Origin of the sequence: Nocardia sp. NPDC057440 (genome assembly GCF_042802915.1) — a bacterium.
GTDB lineage: Bacteria > Actinomycetota > Actinomycetes > Mycobacteriales > Mycobacteriaceae > Nocardia.
On sequence record NZ_JBHVDF010000002.1, the window covers coordinates 485,391 to 507,933 of the forward strand.

A 22,543-nucleotide genomic window follows, 5' to 3' on the forward strand; every position below is an offset into this window, starting at 1 on the left:
TCGGGACACGGTGGGACACGGTCGTTCAATCACCCCCCAAGCCCAAGATCTGGTCCGCGTCGGGGCCGTTGTAGGCGCTCCTGAGGGTGTGAATCTTGGCGCTGCGAGGCCCGGTTTCGACCCCTACGTGATGGATCTGGACGAGCTGGTGAAGCGCACCTTCCACATCGATTCTCCGCCCCGGGACACCATTTGTTATCGCGCGCAAAGTGAGCCCTTTCTTTTCCGGATCTTCGGTCTCCATGAATTTCGAAACCTCGATCATCTTGACGATCAGGGCCCGCTCCGGAGAAGAGGTTGCATCATTTTCCTCGGCTTCGCGGAAGATTACTTGTGTGTCCATTCTTCCCTCGATTCTCGCGTCCAAAATTACTGACGCCAAATAATCCAATCCGGCCTTTCCTCGGCGCTCCGCAATGGCCCTGACTCCACCCGGTTTGTCTTTCAAAACAATCAATTCAGACTCGCCGAGACGCCCTCTTCCGAATTGATGGATCGGCCTTACTCCAATCATCGCTCCGTCCGTCATAGCCTTTTTCGCCTGGGCTCCAATGGCATAACTTCCGCGCCCTTCGGAGTCCTTTGTTACATGGTCGATAGTAATAACCGCGCTATTCGCCCGGGTAAGTGGTTTCAATACGAGCTGGTGAAATTTGGTGGCATCGACGTTGTTTCCAAGGTCCATTCCCATGGTCGTCATAGCCGCATTGACGCCATCCACCACGACAATCCCGGGCTTCAGCGTGTCCAAGACTTCGGCAATGTCCTCTTGGGCATCACTGTCCAGGGCTGCATCGGGCTCCGCATAGGCGAGGTGGCGCACCAACTGCGACGGCTGAAGTTGCATAGCCAGAAACCGCGCCGCAATGGACTTTGCCGTGTCCTCGAAATCCAGGATCAATACGTTCTCACCCGCCAAGATGGCCTGCACACAAGCGATGAGCGCTACCCAGGACTTCGCCGACTCGGGAGGACCGACCAGGGAATTTACCCGGCCCTTGTAGAACAGGGGTTTGCCGTCAGCGCGGTAGAGGTACGCGGGATCTTCAGGGCTCAGATCACCCGAAAGCACCGCTTCCATATCCACCGGGCCCCAGCTCGTCCGAAACCCAGTGCGCCCAACCTCTTCCGGCTCATCATCAGCGAACAAGAGGAAGTCGAAATCGTCCTGCGCCCAATCATCAGCGGGGCCGGGTGCAGCTGGCTCGTCATCATCAGCGAACAAGAGGCGATCGAATTCGTTCCCGTCTTCAGTTGACAGGTGCTCGATCCAGGCGGCTTCGACGTCTGAGCAGGCGTTGACTACCGCCCGTTCAGGAATCTCCCGTGATGGCTCCGACCCCGCGTAGGTGACCGACTGGCCAAATCCACCGCCAGGCTTGGGGATGCCGACAAGCTCGTACTCATCCACCGTGGGGGTGCTGGCAATGAGGTTGTGCCCGCGCTGCCCCGCCACCATTCGCCGATACTCGGAACGCGCAGACTCGACATCCCTGGAGCCATCCTTGGTGATGACCTTGACGAACTCATCCTCGAGCTGGTGAAGCGCGTCTTGGATTCCCGGTTCACCCTGCTCGGCGAGGCGCAACAACCTCAAGACATGCTTGAGCGTCGTGTCATGCCGGGTGCCGGGATTGGCCAGGAGGTCCGTCTTGGCAGCGGTCACAGCATCTTTCACGCGCTGCGACAAGCGTCCCGAAGGCAAAGACTGGAGCGCCTTGTTGACGTCGGCAGTGGTCGTGATAGCCGCACTTTCTTGGCGCTTCAGACCATCGACCCACCCCTGGGGCAGTAGCGGCAATGACGCGGGCCTAGGGATGTCTCCAGTGATGTTGCCGTCCGCATCGAGCCACCGGTAGCGCCGATCAGTCCCTGGGTGCAGCGAAGGCCAGACGACACAGTAGCGGTGGAAGAATTGCACAACCTCGATACCGCCAAGACCGAGCTCGGGGAACTGGATCAGCGTTTCCAGCTGAGTACCCGGTTCGACATGGTAAAGCCTGATCCCAGATTTGCCGTCGATGCGCGAGGTAGATCGAACCGTGGGAGGCAGTGTGCCCCACAGTGATTCAGCCCTGGCCAGGGTGTCGCCACCACGCTTGTCCGAGTAGTGGTCCACATCGATACCGACCACGGAGTTTGGCAGGCGCAGCCCGATGTTCCCCGATGGCTGTTCGTCGCTCCAGGCCATGATGTCGGGCCAGCTGGGGTAATAGCCTTTGTAGCCGGTCGTGTCTTTCGGCGGTGGATACTTGGCACCGGAAGGCAGCGGCAAAATACCTTTCCAGCCAGCAGACCAGTACAGCGGTGCCGCCGACGCATATCCTTGTTCGTCGCTCATTCCCACGCCCCCGTCTTTTTCAAGATCCTTTCGAGCCGCTGCGCCGACTGGACCTCCTGGTGGGCCGCATCGAATGCCATCCTCCAGGTTGGGTAACAGGCCCGCCCCAATATCAGGCTGTGATCGACCCTTTTGCGGGTTAGCACCCACCAGACGCCGTCGTATTTACGGACCTTTGTCGAAAAAGAGGGGCGGGCCTGTTTCGTCATGCCAAGTACCTATCCCACAGTTCGTTCATTGCGTATGCCATATTTTCTTCGATGACGTCCATCTGTCCCAGCGCGTAAAGCCATTCCGGACTGTCTTCGTCGTGGGTCAGCAGTGAATAGTCCACCTGGGCCCGCCGATCCTCGAGAATTTGTCCTCGTTCATCATGAGCCGACCACAGCGAGAAAAGCTCGGACAGGAAGTGCTGACGAATGTCGGATGGGGCATTCTCGCCCTCGAACCTGGCACCACACCCACATTCGCGCAGGTCTCGGAAATCGACTTTGATCCAGTGATGCGCGACCAGTTTTGCGAAGAGTTCGTCATCACTCATTGGCCGCCGCTTCCATTGCATGCTTGAACGCGAGCACGACGTCCTCTTTGGTTCGCCCTTTCCCGTCATTGAAGAACGGGATCGATCCACAGAACGGGTCGTGGGGGTCGGTCACCTGCCGGAGAAGGAGCCGCTCAGCCTGGTCGTGCAGGGTCTTCGCCTCTTCTCCGGTCACGTGCAGGTCGATCAGGGCGAGGCCGATATGCCCCAATGCGCAAGCAGTGCCGCTGTCGTAGTCGTACATCATGCCTCGCGTCCAGCCGCGCTTCTCGATGGATTCGATGGCCTTGCCGAGTACGTCGTGTGCGGTAGTCATTTGCGCTCCCAGGGGGTCCTCAAGTTGGTTTGATGACGCTCGATGGATGCCGCCGCATAACCTTCTTCGATAATTCCCGCGTACGACAGGGTTTGAAGTACTAGCTCTAGTTGCGGCCACGACATCTCTTTGTCGATGTAAAGGTGGTGATGGCCCGGTGTGGACGATGGAACCAGCATTGCCGGAAAGTCGATATCGAGTGCGAGGATGTGGCGGTCTTCGCTGTCCCGAACCTTGCTCGATACCAAATTTGCGTCTTCGAGCTTGTCGGCTGTTTCCAGGTTCAATCTCACCGGATGGCTGGAATCCGCGCCGGTGATGTCACCCCTGTATCGGTCCAGCTTCTCGGCCATTTTCATGTATCCGGGCGGGGCGGAGGGGGGCGTGGGGGCCGCTTCTTCGGAGAGCAAGAGAGCAAGTCCCTCCTTGGCCTCTTCGAAGGTCATAAAGAGATGCGTTCTGGTGCCGAACGAGACCGCCCACGGGAAAGTGAATCGGTATGGGTTGTTCGCACTGAAGTTGGAATTCAGGTTTCGGATGCGCGGCTTAGACTTCACTTCTCTTCTTTCGGCCGGGTCCAGTACTGGCGCTGAGGGTGAGACCATCCGCTTGGCGTCGAATCCACTTGATGGGCGATACCCTTTGCCAGGTCCGGATAGACTTCGTGGAGAAGCTCCATGTATCGACGCTCGCCTTCATCGGTCAAACCTTGGGTGGCGTCTTTACCGTTGTTGAAAAGCTCTTCCGGCGTGCCTGTTCGCATGAGTTCGCCCAGGGCTGTCAATGCTTGACCAAATGCCTGCTGATAATTGTCGTTCATTCCTGAATCCTTCCCAGCAGAGATCCGAACATTGCACCGAATTCCATGGCCTTGCGCTTTCGTTCGGCGATGGCAGCATCCTCGGCTTCATTGCCCCACAGCTGCGCCACCTTGTTCGACAAGATCGATTCGGCGGTCATTTTGTCGCGCGACCAAACAGTGATGGACGAATAATGGGAATGCTCGTCGCCGGTCACCTGAATCGCCGGATCAGATTCTGGATAGGGGGAGTGCTGCTCATCGCTCCAGAACACCTTCTTGTTGATATTTGTATAAGGAGGATGGAAGCCGGTCTTGTATTGCGTTGCACGAGCCTCCCACCACGCATCAGCATCAGGGGCCGTGTAGGAGATGGCCATTTCCTCGACCTCGACCCAATTCTCGTGCTGGGTATAGGTGGCGGCGAACTCCTCGGCCTCTTCACGATCCAGGAATGCTCGAACTACTTCTTGGTCTTCATAGTCGATCCGGACGACCAGGTAGACGTTCTTAAACTCCACGGTCCTCGTCCTTCTGGTCTTTGTAGCGCCATCCCATTCCGTGCATTCGTGAAGACAGGTCGGTTACTGTCGCGGTTGGCATTGACACCGAACCGATATGCTGAGCCGCGACACTCCCATCCTCCGCGCTGATATCAACACGGCCACCGTTGTGGAAATGCAGGGCCGCCTTCTTGGCTCGACGCTCTTCCAGGCGGTGCCGCAAATCCTCTTTCACCTCGATAGCCCAAGCGGCGAGCAGTGCCCCCGAAAAGCTTCCGACCAGCATTGCGATTGTGGTTCCAATCATTTTCGTCTCCCTTCCATTTGTGTCATACGAGTTGTCAATCCCGGGGTCCAGCATTCGAGCGAGGGCGAACTCCGTACTTCAATCCCCACTGCACCGCCACGTCGAGACTGGTCGCCGGATAGCCGTGAGCCGCACAGAATTCGAGTGCCGCCCGAGCCCGCCAGGTTTGTTGATCGCCGATAGCCACTCCAGCGCGGATGGTGCCGACGTCTTCCAGGTCCAGGGCTTCATTGGCGCATTCGGTGATAACGGGACAGCCTCCGCAAAGACCTCGTGCGTAACGACCGAGCTCACGATTGCCCCGAGTCACTTCATAGCCGCAAAAGGCTTCGAGTCCGATTTCCCGACATTGGGCCAGCTCCAGATGGGCCTGCTTCATTTGTTCACCCGGTTCGGCCGTTACGGCGCTCGTTGATGACCCACGAGAAGATCTCCACTGCGACGTCCCTGCATTTCTGTGACTCTTCGGGGCCGAGCTTCGATTCAAGCTCCAAGATGAGCCGGTTCAGCTGGGCTCGACCGTTCTCGCGAGTAGCGACATCCCACATGGCACCGATGCCCGCGATACGTGGTCGTTGAATCGCGGAGTTCAGCATCATCCGGCCGAGATACGCATCCCGGAGAGACTGCCTGGAACCACTCATGCGCATCTCGGGTGGAAACTTCATCTCGCGAATTCGCAGCTCGCGCCGGTCCACGCCTTCGTTATCGAGGAATGGGTCGATCACGCCTTCGGGATTGCGCATCCACAGCGGGAGTCCTTCGTTCATGCCTGCCCGGCCGCCTCGATAGCCTTGGACAGAACGTCGATTACTTCCTCTATCCGGCGACCAGTCATGTCGTTGAAGCCGTAGACCAATGCGTACAGCTCGCCATCCTCGCGGAACCGATTAAGCCGATCTTCATTCACTTGCCCGATGTTCCGGAGCACGACGGCAACCGCATCAACCTCTGGGGAATCCTGATAGCCGTCCTCTGTAAAATTCTCGAGGTCTCGCTTGCCGGTGCGTGCTGCATAAATGGCACCGAGCAGGCAATAACCTCCGGATTCTTTGTCTTGGAGATTGGCAACCGCCCACCCCTCGGTCTTGATGAGGTCCAAGGCTATGGCGAGGTTCTCTCGTGTCTTATTCATTGCTAAGTCTCCGATTCCAGGGCCGCGTCTTCGTCCGTGAGGTACTGCACAGCTGTCGCTTCGAGGTTCGTGATATTCGCTGCCGTGGAATAGATTTCGGCGAGTCGATCAAGCTTCGCGTCCCGATATCCCGACCAGTGAAGATCACCCACCGCCACAACGGGCAACTGTCGATATCCGAGGAGTGTCACGGCGTCATAGGCGCGCTCATCTTTAGTGACGTCGAAGTACCGGTAGGGCAGGCCCAACTTGTCGAGATGGCGCATAGTCATGAGGCACTGCTGACAATCCGGTTTGCTGTACACCAGGATTTCGATCGGGTTTTCGCTGCTCATGCCTGCCCTGCTGCCTCGATAGCCCGTGAAAGCACGTCGATCACTTCCTCTTTCTGGCGACCAGTCATGTCATTGAAGGTGTAGACCAGGGCGTGCAGCTCGCCGTCCTCTCGGAATTCATTCAGCTGTTCTTCGTCCACGTGCCCCTCGTCTCGAAGTGCGACAGCAACCGCCTCAACCTCCGAAGAATCCTGATAGGCGGCGACCTCTACCTCCTTGGGATCAAAGCGTCGCGCACCGGTACGTGCCGCATAAATGGCACCGAGCAGGCAGTAGCCACCGGAATCCCTATCCCAGAGCTCCGCAATCGTCCATCCCTCGGTGTTGATCAGGTCGAGTGCGATCGCGAGATTCTCTCGTGTCTTATTCATGCGCTTACCTCTCCGATCCATGGCATCCACGCAACCTTCCGCGCTTCCCAAATGCCATCCGCTGTAGCGAGCTTGTCCGACCTGCCATCGACGTTTCGCCAATCCTGCTCTGAACCGGTCAGCTTTCGGACAAAGCCTTGGCAGTTGTTCACCCAGTGGAATGCTCCAACGTCTTTGCCGTCCTGGGTCAGCAGCCAAACCCACTTCTTGGCGGGCCCACTCTTTTCGCGTGTCACTTGCCTTCTCCTGCGTACTCGATTGCCTTCAGAAAAACCGCTTCGATGTCACTGAAACCGGCGGCTACGTTGTCGTTAAAATTGGCGATTGCACCGACCGCGCATGGGTCAAGAGCGAATTCGCCCTCCCGTGCTTCCAACTTGGCGGCGCGACCCAGCTCTTCAATGCCCGGAATAGCCTCGACCTGTGTTCGCTGGAAGTTTGACTCAGAATCTCCTCCGTATTCAGCTACGGCCATTGCTCCGAGCGCACAGTAGTGGAGTTCGCCGCGCCGCCCCGTTCGTTTCATGGTGTATCGGGTCCACCTGTTTCCGTTCTCAAGAGTTTCCAGGGCGGTTTTCAGGTTTTGTACTGCCTTGTTCATTCGCTTGTCCTTGGTTCGCTAATGCGGCTAGGTCGGTCGTCGAAATCGGGGTGTTCGTCCACAAAGGTCAGCAAAACCATTGCGTGAAAGACGACAGCGGCCAAGTGGGGAGTTCCGGTTTCGGGGTCGTCGTCCTGCCCCTCCCAAAACGCCCAGGCGTGGCGCATCATCGCGTCAAAGGACTTGCTCCACTCGTAGCCTTTGCGCCACTGGTGATCGTCATACTTCTCAGCACCTTTGCCGAAATGCATGGCGATGGCGTTCAAGGCCGCAGGTGGGATCAGCGAATACCGTTGAGGCTTTACGCCCTTTTGCCCGCCAGTAGAGCTGGTCGTGCGAACTTCACCCGACGCCGGTGCCGTAGCAGCCCTGGAGGTTCTATATTGGCTATACTCTGGTCGTGAGTATGTCGGCTTACCATGTGTTTTCCAGTCGAGCTCGCTTTCCTCCGCCTTGTTGAACGCCCATTGCCCGTTCGGGAGAAGTTCGAAGAAGCTGCCATCATCATGAGTCCACTTATCTGCGCCAGGACATTTCTTGTTGGAGTACACCCAGTTCGGCAAGCCCGGGCATCGGTGCGTGCGCGCCGGAGGGTTGAGTGCCTCCCATTGCCGATCCGAGATTCTGACGTATCGGCCGTTTTCGTTGATCATGAGTTGTCGGGTCCGTTCGCTTTCATTCCTCTTCTCTCTTCCAGAATTTCGGGCAGTGGATTCCGTGTCGTGCGTATGTGGGTAGACCGGCCCGGCGAGCTTCGGCCAAAACGTTCCCGTCCAAGTACATTGCGTTGTCGCCGAGGATGAGCGCTTGTCCGTTGGATTGATCGGGATTGGCGTTGAACAGCTGCTCCTGGCCATTGGGCAACTTCGCCTGAACAACGTCACGCCCACACTTGGGGCAGTTCATCGGCGGTTCTTCGCGATTGTCGGAATTTGTGACAGATTCAGGGCTACTGCCACGGCGATTCGGTGGTGCCCGTCCCATACGCGCCCGTCGTCGCCCAGGAGCACCGGATGGTCGTAGCCGCGATCCAAGACCGAATCCATAATCTTGAGCGTCCGTTCTCTATCGCGCGTCCATAGGAATTCGAATTCGGCCGCCCAGCCGGTTTCATCGCCATTGGTGTACGACTTCATCAGCTCGTAGGGGTTCAGTAACGTAGACATAGATCTCCTGTGTGAGGAATTGGTTGTTTGCTTTTGCCCCCCGGCTAGATCGTGAGTCTGCGCCGCACAAAATCTGCGATGCCGGGGGTGTGAATTACTTCTGTGCCTGCTGCGCCTGAGCCATCTGCTGCATCACTGCCAACAGCTCAGGACTGATCCCGCTCAGTGCGGTTGCCGCATCAGGTGTCGGTGCAGGAGGGGTCGGCACAGTGACCGGTGCCTGCTGAACCTGAGGTGCCGGGGTCGAGACTGCCTCTGCGATGGCGTTATCGGCGGGGAGCCGCACCTCGACCTTGTACTCCTTGCGCGGCTGCCCCTTGGAGGGCGTCTGGTGGGTGTGGGTGACTCGAATCCACGTGCCGAGCGGCAAAGACTTGACACCCATCTCACGCAGGACCCGGCCCAGCTCGTTCTTCATCTGGGGGGGAAAGAAGAGTCGCCGCTGTCCGTCGTCACTGACCTTCTCCGGGTCGCGAAGGGTCGTCTGAAGAGTGAGAACCACCTGGAGCTTGGGGGAACCGTCTTCGTAGTACTCCAGGTCCCGGGTTCCGAACGTGGTCTTGTGGGCCGTGTCCTTGACTACAACGGTGCCCTCGATCGAATCGCCGATATTGCGGAACGAGACGCTGGGCGCGCCACCACCAAAAAGGAGATCGTCGGCGGAACGGTTCTGGTTCGGCTGTGTCATATCTGTGTAATCCTCTTCCGGTTTTCTTACATGGGGATCGGCCCTGCAAGCCGGAATGCGAAGGCTGATTAGTTACAGCCACTCTTCGATGACATCCGCGATCACGGGGAACGAGTAGTGGCCACTGTCGTTCAATTCCGCGAGGCAGGGGTGCCCGTACCGCTCAGCGGCCTTTTCGGGGAGCATTCCGATGTCATCAGACCATGGGAGGCCCGCCCAACTTGCTACCGCGCTAGGGAGAGTGCTCCACGAATTGGAGCCGTATCTGTATCCATACTCGTTTATGTCCAACGCCCTAGAGACAACGCCCTCCTTTGCCGCCAACTCGGACAACACGCCGAGGCAGCAGTACTGATCGTTTTTGCTGCGCAGCATCGCCCTGCCCTGCTTGAACTCACCCGAGCGAAGCGCCGTTACCCATTTCTCCTTGATATCAGGATTCATCCTTTTTCTCCTTCCTGCAATTGCAATATTTGACTTCGAGTGAACAGCCCCAGCAGAACCGCTGAATCCACCCCCAGTACGGCCAGTCCTGACACGTGGGGCAATCGCTGTCGCGGTTATAGGGCGGTATCGGCATCGGTCTTCACCACCGGAACCTCCCACCACGGACACCATGGAGGTTCATTGGCCCAGGCGTCTGACTTCAATGGAACCCGATCTGAGGCTGATCCTTTTCGTTCAGCACAAGGTTTTTCAGTTCCCCCGAAAGGAAGGCCGAGTGGCGACCCAGGGTTTCCTGATTCCATGTGTAGATCCTTTCCAGGCGGGCGCGGAATTCGTCACGTTCCAGCTCCAGTGTCTTGAGGAGCTTCTTCGCCTTCGGTTTCTTCTTCTGTGCCACCCCAGTAGTCCTTCTCTTCATGGTCGCACCCAGTTTTGGCGCACAATGAGCGGGTAAATTTCTCGCGTTCCCCGTCGGCGCTGACAACCCGGACCATCGTGTGTTTGTGCTCGCTTTCACTCATGGTCGTAGAATTCGACGTCGAAGCCCTCACGCGTAGCTGTCACCTCGGCCGGGTCTCCGAAGTACTGGCGCAATTTGACGTCATGGGCACCGCTTTCGAGAGCTGATTCGAGCTTTTGCAGTGCCGTCAGCAGTTCGTCACTGACCTGTGGGTACTTGGGCGTTTTGGAATACTTGGGGTCGTTTCCGTACACGATGTCCCATTCGGTCAGGTAGCCGTCTTCGTTGTCGCCTTCTTCACTGCCAACGCCCCTGACACGAATACGCGGATCATTGGTGGAGAAGATGCAGGCGTCGCCATCGTTGAAGTAGGGCGTGTACTGGGTCCATTGAATCGATCCCACCTCAGGAAAGGCGAATACCGCATCCAAGGCCGAGATCAGCTCTTCAAGGGGCTGCTGCTCTCTCAGCGTGGAGCCGTAGTGACTGATGGTGCCGCTAATCGGCCGACCCGCGATGGTGTTGTCCGTCATTCCTTCTCCTGTGTTGCGTGTGCCTTGTTCGGGTGCGGTAAAGCCGATTCGAGTAGCTCTTCGCGACCGATGAACTTGTTTCGTTTTCCGCCCATCCAGACTTTGCAAGTGAGGCAGGCAGACCAATCAGCGGGCGATGGCAGCCAACCAAGGTCTTCTACAATGTGGTTTTCGGCAATGTCCCGTACCAGGATCTTTTTACCGTCGCTATTGGTGATGTTCCGACCGAAGACCTCCTGCGCCATCCAGGGGCCATGTGAGTTGTGCCGGTACTGCCGATGAGTGACGTCTCCGACCATTGCCTTGAATGCATCTATCCATTCGTGGATGGCGATGTAGTCCTCTGGCGCTCCTCCGAAATGACGGGCCGATGCTTTGGCGTGCAACCAAGACTGCGCCACTTACTCAGCCCCTTCCGGCATTGCACTGATATGCGCCTTCGGGCTTCGGCGAAAACCAGGGGCAGTAACTGCAATCCTTGTTCGGGGCAATGTCGACATACTGGAACCCATTGGGATTTGCCATCAGGTTCAGCTTCTCGATATGGCCATCGACCCGGTCCAGCTTGTCCAGAACCTTTTGCACCAGTGCCGGGTTGTAGTCGGCCCGCCACAGATGGGTGTTCCTGAGTCCGCCAGTCCTGGAGAGAAAGACGATCCCAACCTTCTCGACTGGCAACCCGTACTGCTGGATATAACCGGCCCCGTACAGGTGGGCTTGCGCTTCGTAGACTTCCCCTGGGCCGTAGGTTACGTAGTGCTTGTGCCGATCAGCCCCGGGAACTTTCCAGTCGAGCACGGATCGGGTGTCCACGTCGTAGAGGTCGCAGGTACCACTCAGGCCCGGTCGGATCTCTACCTTCTGTTCCGGTATCCAGCGCACCCGCCCCAAAGCCTCGTTGGCCAGCCTGACCGCCTCTTCCAGCCAGGTGTGCATGGCGGTGCCGATAATCGCGGCCAACGGGTCGTTGAATCGGTTCAGTCCTCTCTCCATGGGGGCCAGGTTGTTTTTGCGGGCCGCTACGGTTCCATATGCCAATCGCCTTTCACAGGGGTGTCCCACCTCGGATGGCCCGAGCGCCTTTTGCAGTGATCGTGGTTTCAGTGCATCTGCTTGGAGGATTACCTGTTTGAGATCCTCGAGCAGCTCTCTATCCGGGATGCCTTCTACATCAAGGAGATCATCAACATTCACCTATACCCTTTCACCGGTCGTGTTCATCAGGCCATTCCTCATTAGGTTCGACGGCATACTCCAACAGGTCTTCTGGATTGCCCAAGTAGAGCCGCACCCCTTCATACTTGCTGTCGCACCGAACGACTACCCAGTCGACACCGATCGCTTCGACGCGCTTATCAGAATAGGAATCCCCAAAGGTTCCGTAGCAGTAGCCGTAAAGGATGGCCCCAACTCTCAGCATTGGTGTCGCCTATGAAAGCCACCTTCATCGCAAAGGATGATGGCTGCGACGTTCCCGAAAGGCACCGAACTGAATCCGCCGTAAAGCAACGCCATTTCGAGGAGGGACGCCATGGTGATAGCAACCACTTCACGATCCTGGGCGGCTAGCTGGCGCGTAATCTGGCCGGAGTCTTTGAGACTGTCAAGAACCTGCTCCTTCGACTCGTAAGGCTCATAGTTTTCGAAATCGAAATTGGGTTTTGGCAGGTTGTCCCAATCGACGCCGTCATACTCGCCCACTGTTCACCTCCTCGATTGCGAGGCGCAGCACATTCACGACTTCCTCCTTGGTGCGCCCCGGTGTGTCGTTGAATGACTCGAGCTTGTGATAGTTATAGTTCCGCTCCAGCACTGCCCGAACCGCTCGCCCAGCCTGGAACGGTGCATCGCCGAGATCGGAAAGGACCGCGATGGCACTGGAATCCGACAAGGCACCGAGCATGCAATATCCTTCTCGCCGACTTCCGTAGCTGCCCTGAATCCATCCGTGTGTGTTGAGGCGCTTGATGGCTTCTTCGATGATTTGCACCGGACCGACGTTCACTTCGCCTGCTCCAACTGTGCGATGGCCCGCTTGTAAATCGCGACTACGTCTGCCTTGGTGCGCAGCGGATCGTCGTTCCAGGTAGCAAGCATGGGTGTGCTGATCTGCTTGCGCAGGAGGGTGAAGGCGGCGTGCAAGTCAGGGGTGGTGACAAATTCGTCGAGCCCGATGTTGACTCCGGCTGCCGCATAGCAAGCTCCATAGGCGCAGTAGCCCGTATCGACATCTCCGTATTCGTCTCGACGCCAGCCGTACGTTTCGATGTTGTCGAGCCCCTGCTTGAGAATCTCCAACGTGGTGAGTTGCTTCATCCTTGTATCTCCTTTGCTGCTATTTGGCGGAGCCGTTCGTCCGATATGGGTTTTCGGCCGCCATGAGCTTCGATGAATGGTTTTCGGGAAGCCTCTGCCGCCTCGGCCATCTTGATGATTTCTGCGGCGACCTTGTAATCCGGTGAGACCGGTGTGGTATTCCCGAGGATTGGCCGGAGCATGTCCATATCGGATCGGTACCGGTCCAAGATTTCCTGTGCCACTTCTATCGCGCTATCGGGCACGGGGGGTAGGTAATGCGGGGCCGTGTATTCGACCTGCTCCGCCTTGGTTGGATTAACTACTACTGCTTCGCCATCCGGTCCTATTACCCAGATGGTCTTGTCTTTCGGTCCTGCTGACCAGACGGAGCCCTCAACTGTGCGGCCCGTTAGGTCTGTGTAGATCACTCAAGCACTCTCCAGGTCATCACGATCAGCACCTGTTCGCACTCGCATTTGCGGACCTCGTATTCGTGCAACCTGGCAATGAATTTCGCCCCGCCACCCTGGTCGACCGTGCAGAACCAATGTCCGGTTTCGTCTGAGCTGGGCAGACATGAGGCTAGATCGGTTTCGGAGTTGATATGCTTCGTCACGAATCGCAAGTTGTCGTCTAGCGCCACAGTCTTGATGACTGCGGTGTGGACGATCCAGCCGCGATGGTCGAAGATTTGAACGTCATACATCAGACCAGGCTCGCAATCGCATGCCAGTCCTGCTTGGCGATCCTGATTGTGTGATGCTCAAAGTAGTCGTTGCTATTCAGGACATGGAATTCGAGCTGGACATCCGCGCCCGAGAAAGACACCTCGATATCATCGCTTCGAGATCCGTCCACATAGCCTGCCAGCTTGATCTCCACTTTCATTCGATCATCCCCTCCAGCCTCGCAATGGTTTTGTCGTACATATCGAGAACCTCTTCTACGGTGCGGCCCGGCTGGTCATTCCAACTCTCGACACCTATGTATTGATCGTTCGTGATTTCTCGGACGGTTTCGATGAGATGTTTTCCAGACCCGGAGTAGTAGTGCCCCTCTACCCAGTACAACGCACCGTTAGCGCACATGCGACCTTCGTCATTCAGGTAAGATCCCTGGGTCCATCCATCCAGTACCAGCAATGCCTTAGCTGATTTCAGGACCTCGATGGACCTGGCGATCGTTGGGTCAGTCATTCGAACAAATCCTCCACAGCGCCTTTGTAAAGCAGGTCGAACGGCCCCAGGATCTCCAAGTCGTCGGGCAGTACGATCTTCCCGGTGAACTTCTGATGGGTGGGCATGTAACCGTGGTCGGCGTGCTTGATAAGGACGTCTACTTCTTGCTCACTCATGATCCGGCCTTCAAAAGCAAATTCGGGATGATGCTGGTCCATTTCGTTGGCGGTCTCTTCAAGGAAGTCCTCCAGATGGCCCAGCGCCACCTCATTGCCATTGACTTGAAGCCAGTAGTGCCAGGTTTCGCCTTCGTTCTCATTGATCTCGGTGAGCTGCCTGAACTTCATCGCGCTTCCTTGTAAAAGTCGAATCCAAAAGTTTTGTGATCCAAGACGAATAGTGTGTCGACCGCCGGAGTGCCTCGATGCTCGGATCGGAACCTTTCCCAGGTGACTTCACTTCCCGGCCGATACGCCGGATACAAGAGCCACTCGATCCTGGCTGTGCGTTTCTCCGCGTCGACAGAAATGACCTTGCCGACCTTGAAGGACGAGGTGTTGCCGTCTCTCGCGCCTCTACCGACAATGGTCCCGGGCTTGATTGTTTGGCCGAGCCAGTTATCGATCATTTCGCCATCTCCCACAAGCTGAACGATCCGTCTTCGTTTTTCGACAGGTGTTGGCCGTGGTGACCGTGGCTGAGTATGCATCCAACCACCGTGTTGATTTTTAGTACATAGACCCGCTCAGGGCATTGATCGCTCATTCCTGAAACCTCTCCAATGCGTACGCGAGAAGCATGACCACCGACCAGAAGGCCAGTTCGATGAGATCGCTCATTTCAACACCTTCCAGGTGAAATACGATTCCGGTGTCGGGAAATGCAGGGAGCCACATTTACTGCACACCATCTGCACTCGGGGGCTGGCAACTACATCAATGCTCATATCCAGGCAGGACTCGCACATAGGGATCTCTTTGCAGCCATGGAAATCGGCGACGAATTCAGCCGGTGGCGGGTCTCCCATGCCTTCGATCTGGTGAATCCTGCCCCAGCACGCCGTAGTCACAGATGCTCCTGGATCAGGTCCGCGATCTGCTCGAAGCTCTTGTCTTCGTTGTCATTCCACGCAGAAAGCCTTTCACCGGCCACTACGGGGTCACAGCTGTCCAGACCCGCCCATTCCCGGACCCGATCCGGAAGAGTTGCCGTGTCGTAGTCGTACCAACCCGCACCGGCATCGTGTTCGACCTTCAGGAGCAGCCCATCCCTGATCGCGATATCGCAGAGCACACCGAGGCAGCAGTAGTTTCCATCAAATTGCAGATATTCCTTCCCCTGCCTGTATTCACCCGAGCGAAGCGCGTCGACCCATTTCTGTTTGATATCGGCCTTCATCAGAATCCGTCCTTCGCTGCTGCGACTGCCATGACTTCTTCCAGTTCCCGGAGCGCGATAAGGGGGATCGGCTTGTCCTCCAGGATTGCTTTCCAGACCACGATCAATGCCAGGTCGTCCACGATCTCGTTCACATGCGCTCCTCGATGAGATCGGCGATTTCCGAGAAAGACACGCCTTCGTCATTGAGCTCGGACAGCTCGATGTCGTCATTTGTTCCGCCATCAGGCCAGGTGTATTCGCCTATGCGGGGGCTGCCGACTCTTATACCGGCCCATTCCTGCACTTCTGGGGGCAGCACGAGATCTTCGTAGTTGGCGCCGTACTGATACGAGCCAAGAATGCCGGTATAGCTCCCTACGACAACTCCTGATTTAGCGGCAATATCGCAGAGCACACCGAGGCAGCAAAATCCGCTGTTGTCGCGCAGATAGCCCCTCGTCTGTGCATAATCACCCGAACGAAGTGCCGCGACCCACTGATCCTTGATGTCCTGCTTCACGGCAGTTCCTCCATTGCTTTGCGAATGTCTTCGGGGAGTTCGAATCCGTCTTGTTCGGCCCATTCAGCGACAATCGCGAAAATGTCTCGGATTTCGTTGTCGGCCGAGAACAGTTGGACTTCGCCGTCATAAATGATGTTGTCGTCGTCAATCCCGAGGGCCTCAATGGCGGCACCACTGGCATCGATCGAGTCTTGTATCGCAGCCAAGTGCAATCTGTTGACTTGTGGCCAGGTCCCATTCTCGACGACAGGAACCTTGAAAACGCCTTCCTTGGATTCCTTGGATGGCATCTTGAAATTGTTTCGATGTTCGAACCCCCCGGTGAACACGGGTGAAGCGATGCCGCTATAGGACGGAACGGTGATAGGGATATATCCGCCGAGCTGGGCCGCCCACCCCGCAACACAGGCTTTGGTGCCGCAATGGGTAACCCAGACGGTTTGGTCCCAGGTTTCGGGGTGGTCGATGATTTGGCGCAACACGTCGACCATGAGTGGCCAATTCTTGATGTTTGGCATTACACACTCTCCTTGGCGAGAAGAACAGCGTGGGCGTCGGTGATCAGTGCGGGGAGTTCGTAGCCGTCGCGATTGGCCCAGTCGACGACAACATTGAGGACCCTCTGGAGTGAGTTGCCCGGCGAGTACAGGGACCATTCATCTGCCCAGGAGCCCAATCCGAGCAACTTACTCGCCGCATTCTCGGGTTCCATTTTTGCGCCGTTGATGATGACCAGGTCCAGTTCGGACCCGAAGTAGTAGTCATCCCACACGAATTTGTCGATCACGTTCTCGCTCAACTTGAGAACCCAACCGGCCACGCAATAAGCAGTGCCGCACTCGTTCTTTTTCCCCCAAGTGCCTTGGTTCCAGGTTTCGGGGTGGTTGATGATCTGTTCGATGGCGCTGACCAGGAGCGGCCAATTCTTGACGTAAGGCATTGATTGATTTCCTTATCCGTGAATGAGAAATGTGGTGTAGACGCCGATCGCGAGCATGTAGTGGCGCAACTGACTCAATGTGGGCTGCACCTCCAAGTCCTCGATCTCTTCGACCCATTTCCGGTCCAGGCCCAGCTTGTTGGCGACGTCGTCGATCGTGAGACCGGCTTTTTCGCGGTAGTGGATGAGGTTGGTGCGAAACCGGATTTCCTGCTGAGCCAGGGTTGTCGCCAATGCCCGTTCCTTGAGGATGAGTGACCTCACGCGATCTCCTTGAGTTCCTTCTCGAATGTTCCTGGCGGGTAAGGACGGACATCGCGTTGCCCGAATTTCACGAGGTACCAGCCGATCCGGACTTCATGGGCGTCCCAGTTGTGGTCGAAAAGAAACAAGGGCGGTAACCCATCGGTCACATCGGGCCGGAGTCCAGGTATCGCCGTGAACCTGAACGGGACTCCACAGCTGCCAAGCCACAGCGCCGCGACTTTCATGTCGGCCCAGGTGGGGCCCCATTTGATCGCTTCTACGTGCATCGGAATCGTCTGGTAGGCCCGGACCTGCGCCGTCATGGCAGCACCTCTTCACCGCACCGCGCCAGCACGACTTCCAAGTCCTTGGCCACCTGGGACTGGTATCGAAAGACGATCTGCCCGGCCGGGGTGCCGTCATAGGAATCCGCGAGGACTCGGCCGATCACTGTGGAGCGAAGGTTGTTCACCAAGTCGACAAGCCCGGGCACCGGATCTGGACTCAGGGAGATGAAGCTGAGGTCGCGCAGGAGCTGAAAAACCTGGACCCGCAACAGATTTCCGGGCGAGTTGCTGTCCAGTACTGCCGCCCACTTCAGGATGTCGGCAATGTACTCGTCGAGCTGTTCATGGATCGCCGACATCATTCCTCCACGAGCGTGAGGGACCTGGTGTCCGTGATCTCTATGCAGTCGGCGTACTCGTCGGGGTAGAGCTCACGCGCCTTCTCGGTGTCGAGAACGGTCTTTTGGCAATCCTTGTGCGCGGCCGGGTATTTGGAGGCGAAGGTATCCGCGTTGAACGAGCGCTTGCGAAGCCACTGGAACACCGGCCTGTCGTCAACAAGGGCTGTTTCGCCGGTGAATCCATCTGTCACCTCTCCCTTGGCCTCTGCCTCGACACGCTTGAAGTGGGCGATCTGCGCCCTAGCATCCCGGAGGATGTTGACCCAGTGCCGCTTCTCTGTGACGTCTTGGGTGGTGGTCTTATCTACGGGTTTCACCGTGGTTTGCCTTTCTTGCGAATGCTGTCGAGTTCCGCGTATTGCTGTGCGTTTTCGCCCGCTAATCCGAGCGGAACCCCTGCGTGGACGACACCGGTCTGTTTCCAGCGCAGCGCGTAATCCGCGCATTCCGCCATGACCGGACATCCCCTGCACAGGTAGTACGCCTGCTGCCGAAGTGATCCGGGGACTCGTTTGTTGACGCGAATCTTCTTGGTCTCGTACAGATTCGGGTCACGCCCCACGCACTTGGCCTCTGCCATCCATGGCTCAGGGGTGACTACTCTCATGGGCTGCTTTTAGGCATGGCAAATACACCTCTGAATTCACTGGGTTGGAAGGTGAATGCCCCTTGACTAGGGCGTGTGACTACTTCTTGCGGAACCGGAGCTGGTCCAGCAGGAATGTCTCGATTGCCGCGAGCAGCTCGGGCGTGGGTGTGCGAGACCCGGTTTCGACTCGACAGAGATAGCTACGGCTCACGCCGACCTTTGCTGCCATCTGGTCAAGCGAGATGCCAAGCCCGCTGCGAATCAAGGCGATGGGTGCCGTGAGCGTGGGAGCATCGACCACTTTGCGGTTGCTGTTCCACCTGTGCCGCTGCTCTGCGGCTGCGTAGCGATCGGGTAGCTCCCGGGCTGCTGTGCTCATGGAACACACTCTATGGCAAAGAGTTGTCCAATCCAAGCGCAAAACTTGGGCAACTGTTGACCACTATGTTCTAGTACATGTTTCAACAAGATCTGCCCAGGTCAGATGGGTAAAGCCCCCGTAAATTTGTGGCATAAGGTTGCCCTATCTCTGTTGACCACTTACTCTGAGGACCATGGCAACCGACACCCATCCGAACGCGGCGAGACATCCCCGTGCCGACCAGCTGGCAAAGGCTGTCCGCGCACTACGGGATGAACAGAAGCTGAGCTACCGCGACGTGACCAAGCGTGGGGGGCCGTCGCGACCAGTCCAGTCCAAGTACGAGGCTGGCGATGTACCGCTCAACCCGAGCTTTTATGCCGATGTAGTGCGCAAATACGAGCTCGCCTTCGAAGTACCCCCTCGCACCCTGGCGAGCATCCTCGAAGGCGCAACCATCGAAGGCGGAGTAGCGGCGGCAACTCAGGATCTGGCCAAAGATCTGACCAAGAACCTGGCCAACCGTATGCCACGCGAAAGGGCTGTCATGGCCGATACCTTCACGGTGGACGCCGGTCTCTTGCGTGCGCTGATCGAGAAGGTGCAGACCATTGGCCAGCAGATGCGAGACCTGCCTACCAGCGCGGCTGCACGGGCCATACAGGAGACGGTAACGGAGGCTCAGGCTATCCAGGTGGACCTCTTATTGGACCAGTTCAGACAGCCCGGGGAGACCCGCGAGACCTCTGGTTCTGATGAATCGGGGGTCTCGCTTCGTTTTGGCCGATAAAACCGGAAAGTCGCCCTCTAAACCCCGGACCCGCCCTGATCGGCCTGATAGCAAGGCATCCCGTACTCTCCAGTATGGAAAAACAATCCGGCTCTCACGCCGGGCCGATAACCCAAAAGAGCCCCGAATCCGCCTCACGCACGGAGGTAGATTCGGGGCTCTTGGTATCTCAGAGGTAACGCACGGGGTCGACCGAGCTCAGGGCGTTAGCGGCCCCACGGGCGAATCTGGTCGTCAGCCAGATCTTCTCGGGGGTCCTGATTCCACAGATCGTGGTTATTGCCGTCCGGTCCCGGGTTTTTGATGTCTGCCATGGTTACACCTCCTTCCATCATCTGAATAACGCTCCGCCTCGTGCGGTCACTGACCAGTCGTCGGTACGACCGCACCGCGCTAGTCGTTTTTGGCGGAGACCTTCTAGCGCTCGGCGCAGCGCACCACCGGTCAGTCCGGTCCTGGCACGCAACACGCTGAACGCCTGCCTCCCATCGGAAAGCGCGCCCAAGACGAGCTGATCGCTAAGGGTCAACACGTGGCTCCGCCCTTCTCTCGGTCAAGAAATTTGAGTGCCGCCTCTTTACGCGGACACGGTGGTGTGCAGGGGGAGTGGAGATCGAGCAGTCCCCAGGCGTGGGCTTCGTCATCGGGGGAGTTGCTGTCAGTGCAGTAATCGTTGATCCAGGAGGATGAATCGCCTACCACGGTCAAGGTCATCCCCTTACCACTTCGCCATAGGCGCTGGGACTGTGCGACCGGCCTGGCAAAGGGTTCGGAACGCGCACGCCTTGGCCTCACACATGCCGACGTCGCAGTTCTTGAGCTTCTGCGTCACCCGGTGGGCCTGCTCAGGCGTGTACCGCACCAGAGGGGGCTCGTGGCATTTAGTGGGAGAGTCGATCATGGCGGGCAGCACGACGAAGATGATCAGCAGGACTGCAATGGTGGCTACGCCGGTCCAGAAGATTTCCATCTAACTTCCTCCCTGTCGATTCGCTTGTGCCAGAACGTATTTCGCGTGCCGCCTGGCCGGACAAATGGTGATGGGGCACTTGCCGTGGACCTGCGCCGCCATGCTTGCCTCAGTGGGGGTCCATGCATGGCCGGGGGGAGGTGCCTCGTGCATCAGTAGTACCGAGTTCTGTGGATGGACCTGCTGCGCCATCGAGCTCTCCTAGACTTTGGTGCGCGCCCGGTGCGGGGTCTGGGAGGGGTGTGGGGGCATCCGAGATTCCCAGGCCATCGCGTTGCAGTACTCCGGACTGGCGACGATGTCCCCAAAGGCAATTGGGGCTGTCCCGCACCGGGCGCTCAACCAGAACACCACTCATCGAGCCGATGCGACACTGTTTGGACACAAACGTTTGCGAAAATCTAGCGTCGTTTGTCTTGGCTTGGCATTCTTGTTTGAGTACAAACCAACTACCGGAGGATTGATGTCTGATTCGACCATCGCGCGGAGGCTCCTGAGCATCCAGCTCGAAAACCTGAGGGAGCGCGCGGACATCACCCGCGAAGCCGCAGCCGCCGCGATCTCGGTCGCTCGTTCCACTGTCTGGAAGATGGAGACGGGGCAACCGGTCAGGCTGAATCCCGTTCTCCTGGAGCGGTTGTGCAGCCTCTATGACGCGTCAAAGAAGGAAACTCGGGTCGTCCTCGCTCTTGCGGATGAAGCCAAGGGAGGGGCCAAGGGGTGGTGGCAGGCGTTCACCGATGACGAGATACCGAAGGACTTCGAGCTGTTCGTGAGCTTCGAGGATGCTGCCGACAAGATCACGTCCTACCAGACGACATTCCTGCCCGGCCTGCTACACACCGAGGAGTACCGACGTCAGCTGATCTGGATCGAGTTTCCGAACAAGCCCATCCAGGATGTGGAACGGATGCTCGCGGTCGGCATGAAACGGCAGGCTCGTCTGACCGATGAAGAGAACGCGATCGCCCTGAGCATCTACGTAGATGAGTCCGCTTTGCGTCGCACAACCGGCGGTGCCCAAGTGATGGTGGACCAGTTGAGGCACCTCGCGGATGTGGGTCGGCTGCCAAACGTCAGTATCCGAGTGGTCCCGGCCACGGTCGGAGCCTATCGTGGGCTCATGGTCGGCGCGTTCGTGATGTTGGAGTTTCCGCCGCACCCGACTGCGGAGCTGACCATGCCACCAATGGTCTATGCCCAGGGCTATCTGGGGGACCTGTACCTTGAGAAGCCCGATGAGGTTCGGCAGTATCGTGAGGCTTGCGCCAACATAGACCGTTTGGCGCTGGATGAGACGGACAGCCGTTCCCTAATCCTGAAAATCGCAGAGGAGTATGCCCCGTGAATGTTGACCTGTCCGGCGCTGTGTGGTTCAAGTCCAGCCGCAGCACTGGGTCAAAGGATTGCGTGGAGGTCGCGCACTTGGCCGAAGGTCTGGTCGGTGTCCGGGACTCCAAGAACCCGACCGGCCCGGCGCTTGTCTTCACCCCGAGCGAGTGGGACGCCTTCACCGCCGGTGCCAGGGATGGCGAGTTCGACCGACCCTGAAATAGCAAAAAAGCCCCCTGACCTCGGCATTTACCGGCAGTCAGGGGGCTTTTTCATGGATGCTCCTCATGGCCCGAGGGCGACTTTGGAGCATTGCGTGCACGGACGGGACTTGAACCCGCATCCCCTCGTCCGCCGAGGTGCTCTGCCATTGAGCTACCGTGCTGACACTCGATGCTCGCGATCCATGGTTACTCCACGAGCCGAACGTGCCTCTTGCCTACTCCGCCTTCACAGTGTCCCTGTACGCGCAAGCCTGGCTCAGTCACCGAAATGACGTGGCAAAGAGGGGAATCGAACCTCCGTCACAGACGACTGCTGCGGCTCCACCATTGAGCTACAATGCCTTTGGGAGCACCGCCCCACGGTACCGGGACCAAACGCTGCCGTGGGGGGTGCTATCGGACTACTCTGAGCCGCGATGTGGTAAACGGTACAGTACCCTTTGCCACGTGGTCAATAGTCGACAAAAGGCCCCTGGAAATC

Annotated in this window: 45 protein-coding genes and 1 tRNA gene; 3 read left to right on the forward strand and 43 right to left on the reverse strand. The window is 57.7% G+C overall.

Features of this window, described 5'->3' with window-relative positions:
* Positions 1-25: 25 nt before the first annotated feature.
* The 41 genes from ACFU4Z_RS05370 to ACFU4Z_RS05570 form a co-directional block, all read right to left on the reverse strand.
* Positions 26-2,341, reverse strand: a complete 2,316-nt coding sequence (locus ACFU4Z_RS05370; protein WP_379059935.1) for a bifunctional DNA primase/polymerase — start codon at positions 2,339-2,341, stop codon at positions 26-28.
* 205 nt (positions 2,342-2,546) lie between these two features.
* Positions 2,547-2,882 (reverse strand): hypothetical protein, encoded by a 336-nt coding sequence (locus ACFU4Z_RS05375; RefSeq protein ID WP_379059937.1) that lies wholly within the window; start codon positions 2,880-2,882, stop codon positions 2,547-2,549.
* Entirely contained in the window at positions 2,875-3,198 is a 324-nt protein-coding gene (locus tag ACFU4Z_RS05380) for a hypothetical protein (protein ID WP_379059938.1), read from the reverse strand. The genes ACFU4Z_RS05375 and ACFU4Z_RS05380 overlap by 8 nt, the downstream gene beginning before the upstream one ends.
* On the reverse strand, positions 3,195-3,755 hold the full coding sequence (locus tag ACFU4Z_RS05385; RefSeq protein ID WP_379059940.1) for a hypothetical protein: 561 nt from the start codon (positions 3,753-3,755) through the stop codon (positions 3,195-3,197). Before ACFU4Z_RS05385 ends, ACFU4Z_RS05380 begins: the two co-directional genes overlap by 4 nt.
* The gene (locus ACFU4Z_RS05390; RefSeq protein WP_379059941.1) at positions 3,752-4,018 is read right to left on the reverse strand and encodes a hypothetical protein; all 267 of its coding nucleotides are present in this window, start codon (positions 4,016-4,018) and stop codon (positions 3,752-3,754) included. Before ACFU4Z_RS05390 ends, ACFU4Z_RS05385 begins: the two co-directional genes overlap by 4 nt.
* The gene (locus ACFU4Z_RS05395; protein WP_379059943.1) at positions 4,015-4,518 is read right to left on the reverse strand and encodes a hypothetical protein; all 504 of its coding nucleotides are present in this window, start codon (positions 4,516-4,518) and stop codon (positions 4,015-4,017) included. Before ACFU4Z_RS05395 ends, ACFU4Z_RS05390 begins: the two co-directional genes overlap by 4 nt.
* A complete protein-coding gene (locus tag ACFU4Z_RS05400; RefSeq protein WP_379059945.1) occupies positions 4,508-4,807 on the reverse strand; it encodes a hypothetical protein in 300 nt (99 codons plus the stop codon). Before ACFU4Z_RS05400 ends, ACFU4Z_RS05395 begins: the two co-directional genes overlap by 11 nt.
* Positions 4,808-4,841: 34 nt before the next feature.
* A complete protein-coding gene (locus ACFU4Z_RS05405; protein ID WP_379059946.1) occupies positions 4,842-5,186 on the reverse strand; it encodes a WhiB family transcriptional regulator in 345 nt (114 codons plus the stop codon).
* A gap of 4 nt (positions 5,187-5,190) precedes the next feature.
* On the reverse strand, positions 5,191-5,553 hold the full coding sequence (locus ACFU4Z_RS05410) for a hypothetical protein (RefSeq protein WP_379059948.1): 363 nt from the start codon (positions 5,551-5,553) through the stop codon (positions 5,191-5,193).
* 20 nt (positions 5,554-5,573) lie between these two features.
* Positions 5,574-5,942: a hypothetical protein gene (locus tag ACFU4Z_RS05415; protein WP_379059950.1), complete on the reverse strand. Its 369-nt coding sequence runs from the start codon at positions 5,940-5,942 to the stop codon at positions 5,574-5,576.
* Positions 5,943-5,944: 2 nt separating this feature from the next.
* Positions 5,945-6,277 (reverse strand): glutaredoxin family protein, encoded by a 333-nt coding sequence (locus tag ACFU4Z_RS05420; protein ID WP_379059951.1) that lies wholly within the window; start codon positions 6,275-6,277, stop codon positions 5,945-5,947.
* Positions 6,274-6,648: a hypothetical protein gene (locus ACFU4Z_RS05425; RefSeq protein ID WP_379059953.1), complete on the reverse strand. Its 375-nt coding sequence runs from the start codon at positions 6,646-6,648 to the stop codon at positions 6,274-6,276. Before ACFU4Z_RS05425 ends, ACFU4Z_RS05420 begins: the two co-directional genes overlap by 4 nt.
* 232 nt (positions 6,649-6,880) lie before the next feature.
* Positions 6,881-7,249, reverse strand: coding sequence for a hypothetical protein (locus tag ACFU4Z_RS05430; RefSeq protein WP_379059955.1), 369 nt, complete (start codon positions 7,247-7,249; stop codon positions 6,881-6,883).
* Positions 7,246-7,902, reverse strand: a complete 657-nt coding sequence (locus ACFU4Z_RS05435) for a dATP/dGTP diphosphohydrolase domain-containing protein (RefSeq protein WP_379059956.1) — start codon at positions 7,900-7,902, stop codon at positions 7,246-7,248. The genes ACFU4Z_RS05430 and ACFU4Z_RS05435 overlap by 4 nt, the downstream gene beginning before the upstream one ends.
* A 249-nt stretch (positions 7,903-8,151) precedes the next feature.
* Entirely contained in the window at positions 8,152-8,385 is a 234-nt protein-coding gene (locus ACFU4Z_RS05440) for a hypothetical protein (RefSeq protein WP_379059958.1), read from the reverse strand.
* A gap of 124 nt (positions 8,386-8,509) precedes the next feature.
* Positions 8,510-9,103: a hypothetical protein gene (locus ACFU4Z_RS05445; protein WP_379059959.1), complete on the reverse strand. Its 594-nt coding sequence runs from the start codon at positions 9,101-9,103 to the stop codon at positions 8,510-8,512.
* A gap of 72 nt (positions 9,104-9,175) precedes the next feature.
* On the reverse strand, positions 9,176-9,547 hold the full coding sequence (locus ACFU4Z_RS05450) for a hypothetical protein (protein WP_379059961.1): 372 nt from the start codon (positions 9,545-9,547) through the stop codon (positions 9,176-9,178).
* A 202-nt stretch (positions 9,548-9,749) separates the two neighbouring features.
* The gene (locus ACFU4Z_RS05455; protein ID WP_379059962.1) at positions 9,750-9,947 is read right to left on the reverse strand and encodes a hypothetical protein; all 198 of its coding nucleotides are present in this window, start codon (positions 9,945-9,947) and stop codon (positions 9,750-9,752) included.
* A 116-nt stretch (positions 9,948-10,063) separates the two neighbouring features.
* Complete coding sequence (locus tag ACFU4Z_RS05460) at positions 10,064-10,543, reverse strand: hypothetical protein (RefSeq protein ID WP_379059964.1); 480 nt, start codon at positions 10,541-10,543, stop codon at positions 10,064-10,066.
* Positions 10,540-10,944 (reverse strand): DUF6915 family protein, encoded by a 405-nt coding sequence (locus tag ACFU4Z_RS05465; protein ID WP_379059966.1) that lies wholly within the window; start codon positions 10,942-10,944, stop codon positions 10,540-10,542. Before ACFU4Z_RS05465 ends, ACFU4Z_RS05460 begins: the two co-directional genes overlap by 4 nt.
* Before the next feature lie 4 nt (positions 10,945-10,948).
* On the reverse strand, positions 10,949-11,737 hold the full coding sequence (locus tag ACFU4Z_RS05470) for a hypothetical protein (RefSeq protein ID WP_379059968.1): 789 nt from the start codon (positions 11,735-11,737) through the stop codon (positions 10,949-10,951).
* A gap of 219 nt (positions 11,738-11,956) precedes the next feature.
* A complete protein-coding gene (locus ACFU4Z_RS05475) occupies positions 11,957-12,244 on the reverse strand; it encodes a hypothetical protein (RefSeq protein ID WP_379059969.1) in 288 nt (95 codons plus the stop codon).
* Positions 12,231-12,533 carry a hypothetical protein gene (locus tag ACFU4Z_RS05480; RefSeq protein WP_379059970.1) on the reverse strand — a complete coding sequence of 101 codons (303 nt, stop codon included), beginning with the start codon at positions 12,531-12,533 and terminating at the stop codon, positions 12,231-12,233. Before ACFU4Z_RS05480 ends, ACFU4Z_RS05475 begins: the two co-directional genes overlap by 14 nt.
* 11 nt (positions 12,534-12,544) lie before the next feature.
* Positions 12,545-12,859, reverse strand: coding sequence for a hypothetical protein (locus tag ACFU4Z_RS05485; protein WP_379059972.1), 315 nt, complete (start codon positions 12,857-12,859; stop codon positions 12,545-12,547).
* Positions 12,856-13,269: a hypothetical protein gene (locus ACFU4Z_RS05490; protein WP_379059974.1), complete on the reverse strand. Its 414-nt coding sequence runs from the start codon at positions 13,267-13,269 to the stop codon at positions 12,856-12,858. Before ACFU4Z_RS05490 ends, ACFU4Z_RS05485 begins: the two co-directional genes overlap by 4 nt.
* On the reverse strand, positions 13,266-13,547 hold the full coding sequence (locus ACFU4Z_RS05495; RefSeq protein ID WP_379059975.1) for a hypothetical protein: 282 nt from the start codon (positions 13,545-13,547) through the stop codon (positions 13,266-13,268). Before ACFU4Z_RS05495 ends, ACFU4Z_RS05490 begins: the two co-directional genes overlap by 4 nt.
* Positions 13,547-13,729, reverse strand: a complete 183-nt coding sequence (locus tag ACFU4Z_RS05500) for a hypothetical protein (protein WP_379059977.1) — start codon at positions 13,727-13,729, stop codon at positions 13,547-13,549. The genes ACFU4Z_RS05495 and ACFU4Z_RS05500 overlap by 1 nt, the downstream gene beginning before the upstream one ends.
* Positions 13,726-14,037: a hypothetical protein gene (locus tag ACFU4Z_RS05505; RefSeq protein ID WP_379059978.1), complete on the reverse strand. Its 312-nt coding sequence runs from the start codon at positions 14,035-14,037 to the stop codon at positions 13,726-13,728. The genes ACFU4Z_RS05500 and ACFU4Z_RS05505 overlap by 4 nt, the downstream gene beginning before the upstream one ends.
* Positions 14,034-14,366, reverse strand: a complete 333-nt coding sequence (locus ACFU4Z_RS05510) for a hypothetical protein (protein ID WP_379059980.1) — start codon at positions 14,364-14,366, stop codon at positions 14,034-14,036. The genes ACFU4Z_RS05505 and ACFU4Z_RS05510 overlap by 4 nt, the downstream gene beginning before the upstream one ends.
* Positions 14,363-14,647, reverse strand: coding sequence for a hypothetical protein (locus ACFU4Z_RS05515; protein ID WP_379059981.1), 285 nt, complete (start codon positions 14,645-14,647; stop codon positions 14,363-14,365). The genes ACFU4Z_RS05510 and ACFU4Z_RS05515 overlap by 4 nt, the downstream gene beginning before the upstream one ends.
* Before the next feature lie 437 nt (positions 14,648-15,084).
* The gene (locus ACFU4Z_RS05520; protein WP_379059983.1) at positions 15,085-15,417 is read right to left on the reverse strand and encodes a hypothetical protein; all 333 of its coding nucleotides are present in this window, start codon (positions 15,415-15,417) and stop codon (positions 15,085-15,087) included.
* Positions 15,417-15,551: a hypothetical protein gene (locus tag ACFU4Z_RS05525; RefSeq protein ID WP_379059985.1), complete on the reverse strand. Its 135-nt coding sequence runs from the start codon at positions 15,549-15,551 to the stop codon at positions 15,417-15,419. The genes ACFU4Z_RS05520 and ACFU4Z_RS05525 overlap by 1 nt, the downstream gene beginning before the upstream one ends.
* Positions 15,548-15,919 carry a hypothetical protein gene (locus ACFU4Z_RS05530; RefSeq protein ID WP_379059986.1) on the reverse strand — a complete coding sequence of 124 codons (372 nt, stop codon included), beginning with the start codon at positions 15,917-15,919 and terminating at the stop codon, positions 15,548-15,550. Before ACFU4Z_RS05530 ends, ACFU4Z_RS05525 begins: the two co-directional genes overlap by 4 nt.
* The gene (locus ACFU4Z_RS05535; protein ID WP_379059987.1) at positions 15,916-16,440 is read right to left on the reverse strand and encodes a hypothetical protein; all 525 of its coding nucleotides are present in this window, start codon (positions 16,438-16,440) and stop codon (positions 15,916-15,918) included. Before ACFU4Z_RS05535 ends, ACFU4Z_RS05530 begins: the two co-directional genes overlap by 4 nt.
* The gene (locus tag ACFU4Z_RS05540) at positions 16,440-16,862 is read right to left on the reverse strand and encodes a hypothetical protein (RefSeq protein WP_379059988.1); all 423 of its coding nucleotides are present in this window, start codon (positions 16,860-16,862) and stop codon (positions 16,440-16,442) included. The genes ACFU4Z_RS05535 and ACFU4Z_RS05540 overlap by 1 nt, the downstream gene beginning before the upstream one ends.
* Before the next feature lie 12 nt (positions 16,863-16,874).
* Positions 16,875-17,126 carry a multiprotein-bridging factor 1 family protein gene (locus tag ACFU4Z_RS05545; protein WP_379059990.1) on the reverse strand — a complete coding sequence of 84 codons (252 nt, stop codon included), beginning with the start codon at positions 17,124-17,126 and terminating at the stop codon, positions 16,875-16,877.
* Positions 17,123-17,431: a hypothetical protein gene (locus tag ACFU4Z_RS05550; RefSeq protein ID WP_379059992.1), complete on the reverse strand. Its 309-nt coding sequence runs from the start codon at positions 17,429-17,431 to the stop codon at positions 17,123-17,125. Before ACFU4Z_RS05550 ends, ACFU4Z_RS05545 begins: the two co-directional genes overlap by 4 nt.
* Positions 17,428-17,754, reverse strand: coding sequence for a hypothetical protein (locus ACFU4Z_RS05555; protein WP_379059994.1), 327 nt, complete (start codon positions 17,752-17,754; stop codon positions 17,428-17,430). Before ACFU4Z_RS05555 ends, ACFU4Z_RS05550 begins: the two co-directional genes overlap by 4 nt.
* Entirely contained in the window at positions 17,754-18,113 is a 360-nt protein-coding gene (locus ACFU4Z_RS05560) for a hypothetical protein (protein WP_379059995.1), read from the reverse strand. The genes ACFU4Z_RS05555 and ACFU4Z_RS05560 overlap by 1 nt, the downstream gene beginning before the upstream one ends.
* Positions 18,110-18,403, reverse strand: a complete 294-nt coding sequence (locus tag ACFU4Z_RS05565) for a WhiB family transcriptional regulator (protein ID WP_379059996.1) — start codon at positions 18,401-18,403, stop codon at positions 18,110-18,112. The genes ACFU4Z_RS05560 and ACFU4Z_RS05565 overlap by 4 nt, the downstream gene beginning before the upstream one ends.
* Before the next feature lie 79 nt (positions 18,404-18,482).
* Positions 18,483-18,764, reverse strand: a complete 282-nt coding sequence (locus tag ACFU4Z_RS05570; RefSeq protein WP_379059998.1) for a helix-turn-helix domain-containing protein — start codon at positions 18,762-18,764, stop codon at positions 18,483-18,485.
* 175 nt (positions 18,765-18,939) lie between these two features.
* Between ACFU4Z_RS05570 and ACFU4Z_RS05575 the strand changes: the two genes are divergently transcribed.
* The gene (locus ACFU4Z_RS05575; protein WP_379059999.1) at positions 18,940-19,536 is read left to right on the forward strand and encodes a hypothetical protein; all 597 of its coding nucleotides are present in this window, start codon (positions 18,940-18,942) and stop codon (positions 19,534-19,536) included.
* Between the two features lie 718 nt (positions 19,537-20,254).
* On the opposite strand, the gene ACFU4Z_RS05580 is transcribed toward ACFU4Z_RS05575, so the two are convergent.
* Complete coding sequence (locus ACFU4Z_RS05580; RefSeq protein WP_379060001.1) at positions 20,255-20,506, reverse strand: hypothetical protein; 252 nt, start codon at positions 20,504-20,506, stop codon at positions 20,255-20,257.
* A gap of 463 nt (positions 20,507-20,969) precedes the next feature.
* Between ACFU4Z_RS05580 and ACFU4Z_RS05585 the strand changes: the two genes are divergently transcribed.
* Together ACFU4Z_RS05585 and ACFU4Z_RS05590 are read left to right on the forward strand one after the other, a co-directional pair.
* Entirely contained in the window at positions 20,970-21,854 is an 885-nt protein-coding gene (locus ACFU4Z_RS05585) for a helix-turn-helix domain-containing protein (protein ID WP_379060002.1), read from the forward strand.
* The gene (locus ACFU4Z_RS05590) at positions 21,851-22,057 is read left to right on the forward strand and encodes a DUF397 domain-containing protein (protein WP_379060004.1); all 207 of its coding nucleotides are present in this window, start codon (positions 21,851-21,853) and stop codon (positions 22,055-22,057) included. The genes ACFU4Z_RS05585 and ACFU4Z_RS05590 overlap by 4 nt, the downstream gene beginning before the upstream one ends.
* 97 nt (positions 22,058-22,154) lie before the next feature.
* Here the strand turns inward: ACFU4Z_RS05590 and ACFU4Z_RS05595 are convergent.
* Positions 22,155-22,223 (reverse strand) — tRNA-Pro (locus tag ACFU4Z_RS05595).
* Positions 22,224-22,543 lie beyond the last annotated feature (320 nt).